This window comes from Amycolatopsis sp. 505, assembly GCF_031625235.1.
In the GTDB taxonomy this organism is placed as follows: Bacteria; Actinomycetota; Actinomycetes; order Mycobacteriales; family Pseudonocardiaceae; genus Amycolatopsis.
The window spans coordinates 175,020-190,084 of the sequence record NZ_JACKQP010000006.1; the positions used below are offsets into that span (position 1 = coordinate 175,020).

Genomic DNA, 15,065 nt, shown 5'->3' on the forward strand with positions numbered 1-15,065 from the left:
TCGAACGAACAGAAGCTCCTGGACTACCTCAAGCGCGCCACGGCCGACCTGCGCGAAGCCCGCCGCCGCCTGCAGGAGAACGAGGACCGCGCGCAGGAGCCGGTCGCGATCGTCGGCATGAGCTGCCGCTTCCCCGGCGGGGTCCGCACCCCCGAACAGCTGTGGGAACTCGTCGAAGCGGGGGAGGACGCGGTCGGGGCGTTCCCGGCCGACCGGGGCTGGGACCTCGACGCGCTGTACGACGCCGACCCCGGCAGCGCGGGCACCAGCTACACCCGGGAGGGCGCGTTCCTGCACGACGCGGCGGACTTCGACGCCGGCTTCTTCGGGATCTCCCCGCGGGAAGCCCTGGCGATGGACCCGCAGCAGCGGCTCCTGCTGGAGACGTCGTGGGAAGCCTTCGAGCGTGCCGGCATCGACCCGACGTCCGTACGCGGCTCGAAGGTGGGCGTCTACGCCGGTGTCATGTATTCCGACTACGCGGCCCGGCTGCTGCTCGCGCCCGAGGTGTTCGCGGAGTTCGAGGCCTTCCTCGGCAACGGCAGCGCGGGCAGTGTGGCCTCCGGCCGGATCGCCTACACCCTCGGCCTGGAAGGCCCCGCCGTCACGATCGACACGGCGTGTTCGTCGTCGCTCGTGGCGTTGCACCTGGCGTGCCAGGCCGTCCGGCTCGGCGACTGCTCGCTCGCGCTGGCCGGCGGGGTCACGGTGATGGCCACGCCGGGCACGTTCACCGCCTTCAGCCGTCAGCGCGGCCTGGCCGCCGACGGCCGCTGCAAGCCCTTCGCCGACGCGGCCGACGGCACCGGCTGGGGCGAGGGCGCCGGGATGCTGCTCGTCGAACGCCTTTCCGACGCGCGTCGCCACGGGCACCCGGTGCTCGCCGTCGTCCGCGGTTCCTCCGTCAACCAGGACGGCGCGAGCAGCGGCCTGACCGCGCCGAACGGGCCGGCGCAGCAGCGGGTCATCCGGGCCGCACTGGCGAACGCCGGTCTGTCCACTTCGGATGTCGACGCGGTGGAGGCTCACGGCACCGGAACGACGCTGGGCGACCCGATCGAGGCGCAGGCGCTGCTGGCCACCTACGGCCGCGGTCGTGCGGCGGACCGGCCGTTGCTGCTCGGTTCGGTCAAGTCGAACCTCGGGCACACGCAGGCCGCCGCCGGGGTGGCCGGGGTGATCAAGTCCGTCCAGGCCCTGCGGCGGGGCGTGCTCCCGCGGTCGCTGCACATCGACGCGCCTTCGTCCCAAGTGGACTGGGACGCCGGGGAAGTGCGGCTGCTGACCGAGGCGACGCCGTGGCCGGAGACCGGGCGGCCGCGGCGGATCGGCGTCTCGTCGTTCGGCGTCAGCGGGACGAACGCGCACGTGATCCTGGAGCAGGTTCCCGCCGGATCCGCTCCGCCGCCGCGCGTGGCTTCGGGGCCGGTGCCGTGGGTGTTGTCGGCGGACTCCCCGGAGGCGCTGCGCGGGCAGGCGGCTGCGCTGCTTGCGCACGACGGTGATCCGGTCGACGTCGGGTACTCGCTGGTGAAGGCGCGGGCGTTGCTGAGCCATCGGGCGGTGGTCGTCGGCTCCGGCGGGCTCGCTGCACTGGCTTCCGGGTCGCCGAGTTCCGATGTGGTCACCGGGGAGGCGTCGGCCTGCGGCAAGGTGGCCCTGGTTTTCCCGGGGCAAGGTTCGCAGTGGGCCGGGATGGCGCTGGAGCTGGCGGCGTCGTCGCCGGTGTTCGCTGCGCGTCTCGACGAATGCGCGGTGGCGCTGTCGTCCTTTGTAGACTGGGAGCTCCGTGAGGTGCTGGCTGACGCGGAGGCGTTGGGCCGGGTCGATGTGGTGCAGCCTGCGTTGTTCGCGGTGATGGTGTCGCTGGCGGAGCTGTGGCGGTCGTTCGGGGTGGTGCCGGACGCCGTCGTGGGGCACTCCCAGGGTGAGATCGCGGCCGCGGTCGTCTCGGGGGCATTGTCGCTTGAGGACGGCGCTCGCGTGGTGGCGTTGCGGAGCAGGGCGATTCTTGCGCTGGCCGGCCGCGGTGGCATGGTCTCGGTGGCGGCGCCCTGGGAGACGGTCGAAGCGCGGCTGACCGATGGGCTTTCGATCGCCGCGGTGAACGGTCCCGCCGCGGTGGTGGTTTCCGGTTCGCCCGCCGGGCTGGACGCTTTTGCCGCGGCCTGCGAGGCCGAGGGGATCCGGGCCAAGCGGGTGCCGGTGGACTACGCGTCCCACTCGGCGCAGGTCGAGCAGGTGCGCGACGAGATCCTTGACGTGCTCGCCCCCATCGCTCCGCGACGGCCCGAGACGGCGTTCATGTCCACCGTGACCGGCGAGTGGGCCGAAGCGCTGGACGCCGCGTACTGGTACACCAACCTGCGCAGCACCGTCCGCTTGGACATCGCCGTCGAGCGGTTGAAGAGCGAGGGCTTCGGGACGTTCATCGAAGCGTCGCCGCATCCGGTGCTGACGATGGCCCTCGGCGAGGACGTCGTCACGCTCGGCTCGCTACGCCGGGACGACGGTGGGCTGAGCCGTTTCCACACGTCGCTCGCCGCGGCGCACGTGGCCGGGGTGGCGGTCGACTGGACGCCGGCTTTCCCGGACGGCCGGATCGCCGACCTCCCGACCTATGCGTTCCAGCGCAAGCGCTACTGGCTCGACGCGCCTCGCCAGGAGGTGTCGGCGGACCCGGCGGACGCCCGCTTCTGGGCGGCGGTCGACGGCGGTGACCTGGGCGCGCTGGCGGAGCTGCTCGACGTCCCCGCGGAGACGTCGTTCGCCGAGCTGCTCCCCGCCATCGCCCGCTGGCGTCGGCTGCGCCAGGAGAGGTCCACTGTGGACTCCTGGCGGTACCGGGTGGAGTGGAAGCCGCTGCCCGAGCCGGAGGCGGGTGTGCTGTCGGGACGCTGGGTGGTGGTCGTCCCGCCCGGAGCGGACGCCGCGGAGGTGGCGAGCTGCCTCACGGCCGCCGGCGCGGAGCCGGTGGTGCTCGAATGGCCGGGTGATGGTTCCGCGAACAACGATTTCTCCGATGCCGCCGGCGTCATTTCGCTTCTCCCCGATGCCCCCGACACCCTCCTCCTCGCCCAGGCCCTCGACGGCACCACCGCGCCCCTCTGGCTCCTGACCCGCAACGCCGTCACCGCCCTCCCCGGCGACCGAGCCCCCGCCGCCGATCCCGCGCAGATCTGGGCCCTCGGCCGCGTCATCGGCCTCGAACACCCCGAACGCTGGGGCGGCCTCATCGACCTTCCCGCCACCCTCGAACCCCGGGCCAAGAGGCGCCTGGCGGCCGTCCTCGCCGGGCTCGACCACGAAGACCAGGTCGCCGTCCGGGCCTCCGGGCTCTTCGCGCGCCGGCTCGCGCACGCACCCTCGGCCGAACCCGTCCACCGCTGGCGGCCCGAAGGCACCGTCCTCGTCACCGGCGGGACCGGCGCGCTCGGTGGCCACGTCGCCCGGTGGCTGGCCCGGTCCGGCGCCGAGCACCTCGTCCTCGTCAGCCGCCGCGGCGCAGAAGCCCCCGGTGCCGCCGAGCTCGAAGCCGAGCTGGCCTGCCGGGTCACCTTCGCCGCTTGCGACCTCGCCGACCGGGACGCCGTCGCCGCGCTCGTCCGCGACCACCACGACATCCGCGCGGTCGTCCACACCGCCGGTCTGCCGCAAGCCGCAACCATCGCCGACACCAGCGTGGCGGACTTCGCCGAAGTCCTCGCGGCCAAGGCCGCCGGCGCCGGCCACCTCGACGAGCTCCTCGACGACGACCTCGACGCCTTCGTCCTCTTCTCCTCCAACGCCGGTGTCTGGGGCAGTGCCGGCCAAGGCGCCTACGCCGCCGCCAACGCGCACCTCGACGCCCTCGCCGCTCGGCGACGCGCCGCCGGGCGGAAAGCCACCTCCGTGGCCTGGGGGTCCTGGGCCGGCGACGGCATGGCGGGCAGCGCCGAAGCGAAGGACCACCTGCGCCGCCGCGGCCTGCGGGAGATGGCCCCGGACCGCGCCATCGCCGCCCTCCAGCACGCCTTGGACGCCGACGAGACCTTCGTGGCCGTCGCCGACATGGACTGGCCGCGGTTCGCCGCCGGGTTCACCGCCGCCCGACGGCGTCCGCTCATCGAGGACCTGCCGGAAGTCCGCGTCGAGGAGGTCGTCACCGAGGTCGGGACCGGCCTCGCCGAAGCCATCCGGACGCTCGGCCCGCGGGAGGCCGCGCACCACGTCCTCGACCTGGTCCGCGGCCAGGCCGCCGCCGTGCTGGGGCACGACTCCGGCGCGGCCGTCCCGGCCGACCGGGCCTTCCGCGAACTCGGCTTCGACTCGCTGACCGCCGTCGAACTCCGCAACCGGCTGACCGCCGCGACCGGCGTCCGCCTCCCCTCGACCGCCGTCTTCGACCACCCGCACCCGCGCGCCCTGGCCGGTCACCTCCTGCGCGAGGTGACCGGAACCGAACCGGCCGCCACGACCGCCACGGCCACCGCGTCCGACGAGCCGATCGCCATCGTCGCCATGGGCTGCCGCTACCCGGGGGACGTGGCCTCGCCCGAGGACCTGTGGCGCCTGCTGGCCGACGGCGCGGACGGCGTCGGCCCGTTCCCCGCCGACCGCGGCTGGGACCTGGCCGCGCTCTACGACCCGGACCCGGCCAACCTCGGCACCAGCTACACCCGCGAGGGCGGGTTCATGACCACGGCGGCGCAGTTCGACGCCGGGTTCTTCGGCATCTCCCCGCGTGAAGCCCTGGCCATGGACCCGCAGCAACGCGTCCTGCTGGAGACGTCGTGGGAGGTCTTCGAGCGCGCGGGCCTCGACCCGGAGTCGTTGCGCGGCAGCGGAACCGGTGTGTTCGTCGGCGCGACGTCCTCCGGCTACGGGGTCGGCGCGCGTGACGAGTCCGGCGGCTCCGAAGGCTACCTGCTGACCGGCAGCGCCCCGGCCGTCGTCTCCGGCAGGCTGTCCTACACGTTCGGCCTGGAGGGCCCGGCCGTCACCGTCGACACGGCGTGCTCGTCGTCGCTGGTCGCGCTGCACCTGGCGTGCCAGTCGCTGCGGCAGGGCGAGTGCTCGATGGCCCTCGCGGGCGGCGTCACCGTGATGGCGCACCCGGCGGCGTTCGTCGAATTCAGCCGCCAGCGCGGCCTCGCCGAGGACGGTCGCTGCAAGTCCTTCGCCGACGCCGCCGACGGCACCGGCTGGAGCGAAGGCGTCGGCCTGGTGCTGCTGGAGAAACTGTCGGACGCCCGGCGCCACGGCCACCCGATCCTCGCGGTGGTCCGCGGCTCGGCGGTGAACCAGGACGGGGCCTCCAACGGGCTCAGCGCCCCGAACGGCCCGTCACAGCAACGGGTGATCCGGGCGGCGCTGGCGAACGCCGGCCTGCGACCGTCCGATGTGGACGTCGTGGAGGCGCACGGCACCGGCACCCGGCTCGGCGACCCGATCGAGGCCCAGGCGCTGCTGGCGACGTACGGCCAGGACCGCGACCGGCCGCTGTGGCTGGGCTCGCTGAAGTCCAACATCGGACACACGCAGTCGGCCTCGGGCGTGGCCGGGGTGATCAAGATGGTGCTCGCCATGCGGCACGGCGTCCTGCCGCGCACACTGCACGTCGACACCCCGTCGTCGCAAGTGGACTGGTCGGCGGGTGCGGTGGAACTGCTCACCGAGGAACGCGAGTGGGCGTCCGACGGCCCGCGCCGCGCCGCGGTCTCGGCGTTCGGCGTGAGCGGGACCAACGCGCACGTGGTCCTCGAACAAGCCGAACCGGTCGCGGTCCCGCCGGCCGGCCCGGACGCGACGCCGCCGCTCGTCCCGCTGTCGGCCCGGAGTGCCCCGGCGTTGCGTGCCCAAGCCGACCGGCTCCGGGGAACCGGGCTGACGCCGCAGGACCTCGCTTACTCCCTGACGTTCACCCGCGCCACGCACGATCACCGCGCGGTCCTCGTCGCGAGCGGCGACGAGCTCGACCGGGCCCTGGAGGTGCTCGCCGACGGTGGCACCGACGCGGCCGTGGTCACCGGCACGGCCGACCGGGACGCCCTGCTGGCGGTGCTGTTCACCGGCCAGGGCGCCCAGCGGGTCGGGATGGGCCGAGGTCTCCATGACCGCTTTCCGGTGTATGCCGAAGCGTTCGACGCGGTGCTCGCGCACTTCGGTCCGGAGCTGCGGGAGGCCTTCGAGGATGCGTCGCTGCTGGATCGCACCGAGTTCACCCAGCCCGCGTTGTTCGCGGTCGAGGTGGCGTTGTTCCGGCTGGCCGAGTCGTTCGGTGTGCGGCCGGATTTCGTGGCCGGGCATTCGATCGGGGAGATTTCGGCCGCGCACGTGGCCGGTGTGCTGTCCCTGGAGGACGCTTGCCGCCTGGTTGCTGCCCGCGCGTCGCTGATGCAGGCGCTCCCGGCGGGCGGCGCGATGGTGTCGATCGCCGCGCCGGAGTCGGCCGTCACCTTGACCGAGGGCGTCTCCATCGCGGCGGTCAACGGCCCCGAGTCGGTGGTGATCTCCGGCGAGGAGGCCGCGGTCTTGGCCATCGCGGCGAAGTTCCCGAAGACCAAGCGGCTGACCGTGAGTCACGCGTTCCACTCGCCGCTGATGGACCCGATGCTCGACGAGTTCCGCGCGGTCGCCGAGACGCTGACGTATCACCCGGCGCGGATACCGGTGCTCTCGAATGTGAGCGGTGCTCTCGCTTCGTCGTTCACGGCGGACTACTGGGTGCGGCACGTGCGCGAGGCGGTCCGGTTCGCCGACGGAGTGTCCACTTTGGCGGCGGCCGGCGTCGGGGTGTTCCTGGAACTGGGGCCCGACGGGGTGCTCAGCTCGATGGTCCCGGGTACCGCGATCCCCGCCCTCCGCCGCGACCGCGACGAGGAACGCACCTTCTTCACCGCGCTCGCCCGGCTGCACGTCCACGGCGTCGACCTGGACTGGGAGAGCCTGTACGCCGGTTCGGCCGGGCGGGCCGTCGCGCTGCCGACGTACCCCTTCGAACACCGGCGGTACTGGCTCGAGCCCGCCCGTCCGGAGCCCGCCACCGACACTGCGGACGCCGAGTTCTGGGCTGCCGTCGAGCGCGGTGACCTGGCCCGCGACCTCGCCGTCGACGAAGACCTCGCCGACGCCATCCAGCCCGCGCTCCAGGCCTGGCGGACCCGCCACCGCGAAGCGAGCACCGTCGAATCGTGGCGCTATCGCGTCGCCTGGCGGCCGCACCCGATCGCGGCCGCACGGCTGTCCGGCACCTGGCTGCTCATCGGTACCGCGCCGGAGGGGATCGCGGAAAGCCTGGCCGAGCGGGGTGCGGAGGTCCGCACCGTGCCCCTCGAACGCCTGGGTGAGGTGCAAGACATCGCCGGAGCGCTCGCCTTCCCGGCCGACCTGGCCGAAGCCCTCACTGTGCTGCAGGCCGACCTGCCCGGGCCGCTCTGGCTCGGCACCACGGGAGCGGTGCGCACCGGCCGGTCCGACGTCGCGCCCGAGCCGGCTCTCGCGCAGGTCTGGGGCCTCGGCCGGGTCGCCGCGCTCGAGCTCACCGGCCGCGAAATCGGGCTCCTGGACCTCCCGGCCACCCTCGACGACCGCGGCCACGACCGGCTCGCCGCCCTCCTGGCCGCGGGCACCGGCGAAGACCAGGTGGCCCTGCGGGCGTCCGGCGCGTTCGTGCCCCGGCTCGTCCGCGCCCCGGCGGACGCCACCCCCGGCACGTGGCGACCCGAGGGCACCGTCCTGATCACCGGCGGCACCGGAGCACTGGGCGGCGCGCTCGCCCGGACCCTGGCCGCCCGCGGCACCCGGGACTTGCTGCTGCTGAGCCGGCGCGGCCCGGACGCCCCCGGCGCGGACGACCTCGCGACCCAGCTGCGTGACCTCGGCGCCGACCCCGAAATCGTCGCCTGCGACGTCACCGACCGGGCGGCACTGGCCGAAGTCCTGGATGGACGGAACGTGACCGCGGTCTTCCACGCCGCCGGGTACGGCCGGTTCACACCGATCGCCGATTCGTCCACAACGGACTTCGCCGAGGTGGTCGGCGCCAAAGTGGACGGTGCCGTCCACCTCGACGAACTCCTCGGTGACCTTGAGGCCTTCGTGCTCTTCTCCTCCATCGCCGGAGTCTGGGGCAGCGGCCACCAAGGCGCCTACGCGGCGGCCAACGCGCACCTCGACGCCCTCGCGGAACGCCGTCGCGCCACCGGACGCGCCGGGACGTCGGTCGCCTGGGGCCCCTGGGCGGGCGCCGGCATGGGCGCCTCCGAAGAGGGCGACGAACTGCTTCGCCGTCGCGGTCTGCTCCCGCTCGACCCGGACCTCGGGATGCGCGCGCTCCTGCAGGCCGTCGAGCTGAACGAGACCACCGTCGTCGTCGCCGACGTCGACTGGGCGAAGTTCGCGCCGTCGTACGCGGCGGCCCGGCCCCGGCCGCTGATGAGCGAGCTGCCCGAGTTCACCGTCGACGAGAACGCCGGTGAGCGCGGCACGGCCGAGCTGACCACCCGCCTGGCCGCGCTGCCCGGCCTCGAACGCCGTCGCGTGCTCCTGGACGTCGTGCGCGTCCGCGCCGCGACGGTCCTCGGCCACGACGGCGCCGAGGCCATCGAGCCCGCGCGGCCCTTCAAGGACCTGGGCTTCGACTCGCTCACCGCCGTCGAGCTGCGCAACGGCCTCGCCGCCGAAACCGGCCTCACCCTGCCTTCGACGCTCGTGTTCGACCACCCGACCCCGGCGGACCTGACCGATCGCCTGCTGGCGGAGATCTTCGGCGCCGGCACCCCGGACCTGCCGACAGCCGTGGCTGCCGTCGACGACGACCCGATCGCGATCATCGCCATGAGCTGCCGCTACCCGGGCGGTGTCCGCTCGCCGGAAGACCTCTGGCGCCTGGTCGGCGAAGGCGGCGACGGCATCGCCCCGTTCCCCGCCGACCGCGGCTGGGACGTCGGCGCGCTGTACGACCCGGACCCGGGCAAGAGCGGCCGCAGCTACGCCCGGGAGGGCGGTTTCCTCGACGGTGTCACGGAGTTCGACGCCGGGTTCTTCGGGATTTCGCCCCGCGAAGCCCTCGCGATGGACCCGCAGCAGCGGCTGCTGCTGGAGACGTCGTGGGAGCTGTTCGAGCGCGCGGGCATCGACCCGCACGCGCTGCGCGGCACGAAGACCGGGGTGTTCGCCGGCACCAACGGCCAGGACTACGTCACCCTGCTCGGGGCGGCCGACGGCGTCGAGGGCCATCTGCTGACCGGGAACACCACCAGTGTCATCGCCGGGCGCGTCTCCTACACCTTCGGGCTGGAAGGGCCGTCGGTCGCGGTCGACACCGCGTGTTCGTCGTCGCTGGTCGCGCTGCACCTCGCCTGCCAGTCGCTCCGGCAGGGCGAGTCCACGATGGCCGTCGCCGGCGGGGTCACGGTCATGTCGACGCCGGGGGCGTTCGTCGAGTTCAGCCGGCAGCGCGGACTGGCCCCCGACGGCCGGTGCAAGCCGTTCGCCGAGGCGGCCGACGGCACCGGCTGGGCCGAGGGTGCGGGCTTGCTCCTGCTGGAACGCTTGTCGGACGCGCAGCGCAACGGCCACGAAGTCCTGGCACTCGTCCGCGGTTCGGCGGTCAACTCCGATGGTGCGTCGAACGGCCTGACCGCGCCGAACGGTCCCTCACAGCAACGCGTGATCCGCGCGGCACTGGCCGACGCCGGACTCACACCGTCCGATGTGGACGTCGTCGAGGCACACGGCACCGGGACCACGCTGGGCGACCCGATCGAGGCGCAGGCCGTGCTGGCCACCTACGGCCAGGACCGCGACACCCCGCTGTGGCTGGGTTCGGTGAAGTCCAACATCGGGCACACGCAGGCCGCGGCCGGAGCCGCCGGGATCATCAAGATGGTCATGGCCATGCGCCACGGCGTGCTGCCGAAGTCTCTCCACGTCGACGCACCGACGTCCCATGTGGACTGGTCGGCGGGTGCGGTCGAGCTGCTCACCGAGGCCCACGAATGGCCCGCCGACCGGCCGCGCCGGGCCGGGATCTCCTCGTTCGGCATCTCCGGCACCAACGCGCACACCATCATCGAGCAGGCCGAACCCGCTCCCGAAACCGTCGCGGCCGAGGTCACGGGGTTGGTGCCGTGGCCGGTCTCGGGCCGGTCGGTCGCCGCACTGCGTGCCCAGGCCGCCCTCCTGTCCGAAGTGGACGCGCGTCCGGCCGACGTCGGATTCTCCTTGACCACCGGCCGGGCGGCCCTGGACCACCGTGCCGTCGTGCTCGGGACGACGGCCGAGGACTTCCGGACCGGCCTGGCCGCGCTCGCCGGCGGCACGCCCGCGCCCGAGGTCGTCCAGGGCGAGGCGGCCACCGGCCCGCTCGCCGTGCTGTTCACCGGGCAGGGCGCCCAGCGCGCCGGGATGGGCCGGGAACTCTACGACCGGTTCGCGGTCTACGCCGACGCGTTCGACGAGGCCTGCGCGCACCTCGACCCGCACCTGGACCACTCGCTGCGCAACGTCGTCTTCGCCGAACCGGGCGACGAGAAGCAGCTGGACCGGACGGCCTGCACCCAGCCGGCGCTGTTCGCCGTCGAGCTGGCCCTGTTCCGGCTGGCCGAGAGCTGGGGCGTGCTGCCGGACCACCTCGCCGGCCACTCGATCGGCGAGCTGGTCGCGGCGCACGTCGCCGGGGTGCTGTCGCTGGCCGACGCCGCCGAGCTGGTCGCCGCCCGCGGCCGCCTGATGGAAGCCCTGCCGGACGGCGGGGCGATGGTTTCGCTGCGCGCCGGCGAGGAAGCCGTGGCCGCCGAGGTGGCCAAGACCGGCGGCCGGGCCGGCATCGCGGCGGTCAACGGGCCCGGCTCGGTCGTCGTCTCCGGCGACGAGGACGTCGTGCTGGAGCTGGCCGCCGGGTTCGCGGCGGCCGGTGTGCGGACCAAGCGGCTCAAGGTGAGCCACGCGTTCCACTCGCCGCGGATGGACGCGATGCTCGACGACTTCGCCGCGGTCGCGCGGCGGCTGACCTACCACCCGGCCGACCGGGCCGTGGTCTCCACGGTGACCGGGCAGCTCGCCGGTCCGGAACTGTCCACCCCGGACTACTGGGTGCGGCAGGTGCGGGCGTCGGTGCGGTTCGCCGACGCCGTCGCCACCCTGGCCGGCCTGGGCGTCCGGACGTTCCTCGAAGCCGGACCGGACGCCGTGCTCAGCGCCATGGCCGCCGACTGCCTCGGCGAGGACGTCGTGGCCGTGCCGCTGCTGCGCCGCGACCGGCCGGAGGAGCGCACGTTCGCCACCGCGCTCGCCGGGCTGTGGGTCCGCGGCGTCCCGGTCGACCTCTCGGCCGCGTTCCCCGGCGCCCGCCGCGTCCCGCTGCCGACGTACGCCTTCCAGCACCGCCGCTACTGGCCCGAGGTTTCGGCGCGCGCCGGGGACGTCGGGGCGGCCGGGCTCACCGACGCGGCACACCCGCTGCTGGCCGCGACCCTGCCGCTGGCCGGGGGCGACGGTGTCGTCCTCACCGGACGGCTGTCCCTGGCGACCCAACCGTGGCTCGCCGACCACGCGGTCCTCGGCACGGTTCTGCTGCCCGGCACCGCGTTCGTCGAGCTGGCGATCCGCGCCGGTGACCAGGCCGGGTGCCCGGTGGTCGAGGAACTGACCCTCGCCGCGCCGCTCGTCCTGCGCGAGCAGGACGCCGTCGCGATCCAGGTGGCGGTCGCCGGCCCGGACGACGACGGCCGTCGCGAACTGACGATCCACTCGCGTCCGGAGGGCCGCGACGACTGGACCGCGCACGCCGCAGGCGTCCTCGCACCGGCAGCCACGGCACAACCGGCCTCCTGGGCCGAATGGCCGCCCGCCGGAGCGGAACCCATTGCGGTCACCGGCTTCTACGACACTCTCGCGGCGTCCGGGTTCGGCTACGGACCCGCCTTCCGCGGCATGCGTGCAGCCTGGCGCCTCGGCGAGGAGATCTACGCCGAGGTCGCGCTGCCGGAGCCGCAGGCGAGCGGGTTCGGCCTGCACCCGGCTCTGCTGGACGCCGCGCTGCACGCCCTGGGCCTGCGCGGCGGCGGCACCGGTCCGCGGCTGCCGTTCGCCTGGACCGGCGTCACCCTGCACGCCACCGGCGCCACCGCGCTGCGGGTGCGGCTGCGGCCGGGTGCCGGGGACGCGGTGGCCGTCGACGTCGCCGACACGACCGGCGCCCCGGTCGCTTCGGTGGCCGCGCTCGTCCTGCGTCCGGTGTCGGCCGAGCAGTTGCACGGGCCGGACAGCGACGCGCTGTTCCAGGTCGAGTGGACGCCGGTTCCGGTGCCGGACACCCCGGGCGGCCGGTACGCGGTCGTCGGCCCGGACCCGCTCGGCCTGGCGGCCGGGCTCGCCTCGGCCGGGGTCGTCGAGTCCTGTGTGGACCTCGCGGAACTCGGTCGCCGCACCGAAGAAAGCGGCGAAGAACCGCAGTACGTGTTTTCCGCGATCCGGCACTCGACGCAGCCGCGCGAGCGGGCCGCCTTCGCGCTCGAGCTGGTCCGGGAGTGGCTGGCCGACGAGCGGTTCACCACCGCCCGGCTGGTCCTGGTGACCCGCGGCGCGGTCGGTGCCGCCGACGGCGACCGCGTCCCCGACCTCACCGCCGCGCCCGTGTGGGGCCTGCTGCGGTCGGCGCAGTTCGAGAACCCCGGCCGGCTCGTCCTGGTCGACCTCGACGACGAAGACCCGCGCTCGGCGGCGCTGCTCGGCGCGGTCGCTTCCGGGGAGCCCCAGCTCGCGCTGCGGGACGGCCGCGCACTGGCCGCACGGCTCGTGCGCGCCGGCACCGGCACCCTGCTCCAGCCGCCCGAAGGCAACTGGCGGCTCGACAGCACCGGCCGCGGCACCCTGCAGAACCTCGCGCTCGTCCCGAACCCGCTGCCGGAAACCCTCGGACCGGGCACGGTCCGGGTGGCCATCCGCGCCGCCGGGATGAACTTCCGCGACGTCCTCATCGGCCTCGGCATGTACCCGGGCGAGCCGCTCATGGGTATCGAAGGCGCCGGCGTCGTCCTCGAATGCGGCGAAGGCGTCACCGGGCTGGCTCCCGGCGACAAGGTGATGGGCTTCTTCCCCGGCTCCTTCGGCCCGCGTTCGGTCGCCGATCAGCGGATGCTCGCGAAGATCCCCGACGGCTGGTCGTTCAGCGAAGCCGCGTCGGTGCCCATCGTCTTCCTCACCGCCTACTACGGCCTGGTCGATCTGGCCGGGCTGCGGGCGGGTGAGTCGGTGCTGGTGCACGCGGGTGCCGGCGGCGTCGGGATGGCCGCCATCCAGCTGGCCCGCCACCTCGGCGCCGAGGTCTACGCCACCGCCAGTCCCGGCAAGTGGGACGTCCTGCGCGCCTCCGGGCTCGACGACGCGCACCTGGCCTCCTCGCGCACGACCGGGTTCGCGGAGCTGTTCCGCGAGGCCAGTGGCGGCCGGGGCGTCGACGTCGTGCTCAACGCCCTGACCCATGAGTTCGTCGACGCCTCCTTCGCGCTGATGCCGCGCGGCGGGCGGTTCCTCGAGATGGGCAAGGCCGACGTGCGCGACGCGGGCGCCGTCGCCGCCACCCACCCGGGTGTCCGGTACCAGGCGTTCGACCTGGTCGAAGCCGGTCCGGACCGCATCCGGGAGCTGTTCACCGAGGTCCTCGCGCTGTTCGAGGCCGGTGCCCTGACGCCGCTGCCGGTGCGGACCTGGGACGTCCGGCGCGCGCCCGAGGCGTTCCGGTTCGTCAGCCAGGCCAAGCACGTCGGCAAGGTCGTGCTCACCATGCCGCCGTCCTTCGGCGACGGCACGGTGCTGATCACCGGCGGCACCGGCGCGCTGGGCGGCCTGGTCGCCCGGCGGCTGGTCACCGGGCACGGCGTCCGCGACCTGGTTCTGCTGAGCCGCCGCGGACCGGACGCTCCCGGCGCGGCCGAACTGGCCGCCGGGCTGCGGGACCTCGGCGCGGACGTCCGGGTCGTGGCCGCCGACGCCGCCGACCGCCGGGAGCTGGCCGCCGTGCTGGCCGGAATCCCGGCGCTGACCGGCGTGGTGCACGCGGCCGGTGTCCTCGACGACGGCGTCGTCGCGTCCTTGACGCCCGAGCGGCTGAACGCGGTGCTGCGGCCGAAGGTCGACGCGGCGCTGAACCTGCACGAACTCACCCGGGACCGGGGCCTTTCGGCGTTCGTCCTGTTCTCCTCGGCGGCGGCCACGCTGGGCAGCCCCGGCCAGGGCAACTACGCCGCGGCGAACGCGTTCCTCGACGCGCTCGCGCAGCACCGCGCGGCCCGGGGGCTCCCGGCCGGGTCGCTGGGGTGGGGGCCGTGGGCCACCGACGGCATGCTCCGCGAAGCCGACCTCGCGAAACTGGCGCGGTCCGCGTTCGTCCCGTTCACCGCCGACCGCGGCCTCGACCTGTTCGACGTCGCGGCGGCCCGGCCGGAACCGGCCCTGCTGCCGCTGCAGCTCGACCCGGCCGCGCTGAGCGCGCAGTCCGGGCTGCCGCCGCTGTTCGCGTCGCTGGTGCGGGCCCCGGCGCGCCGGACCGCGTCGGCGGCTGTGCCGGGCGACGGCCCCGCGTTGGCCGAGCGGCTGGCGGGTGTGCCCGAGACCGAGCGCGGTGACTTCCTCCTCGACGTCGTGCGCGGGCACGTCGCCACGGTGCTGGGCCACGGCTCGGCCGCCGACGTCGAAGGCAGCCGCGGCTTCCTCGACCTGGGCTTCGACTCGCTCACCGCGGTCGAGCTGCGCAACCGGCTCACCGCCGAGAGCGGGCTGCGGCTGCCGGCCACGCTGATCTTCGACCACCCGTCGCCCGCCGACCTCGCGGCGCACCTGCTCGCCGGGCTCGCCCCCGCCGCCGCCGACCCGGAAGCCGCGGTGCTGGCGGAACTGGATCGGCTCCTGGAACGCGCCGGGGACAGCCGCCGGGTCACCGCGCGGCTGGAGACCCTGCTCGCCCGCCGCCGGGGCGCGGCCGGGGACGAGGACACCGAACTGGACTCCGCGAGCGACGACGAGATCTTCGACCTGATCGACAACGAACTCGGACTGTCCTGAATGGACGGCACGCGACGGGA

At 74.5% G+C, this 15,065-nt stretch carries 1 protein-coding gene; it reads left to right on the forward strand.

Annotation, left to right across the window (positions count from 1 at the left end):
* Positions 1-18 precede the first annotated feature (18 nt).
* Positions 19-15,045 (forward strand): type I polyketide synthase, encoded by a 15,027-nt coding sequence (locus H5965_RS22940; protein WP_396136940.1) that lies wholly within the window; start codon positions 19-21, stop codon positions 15,043-15,045.
* The last annotated feature ends 20 nt before the right edge of the window (positions 15,046-15,065 follow it).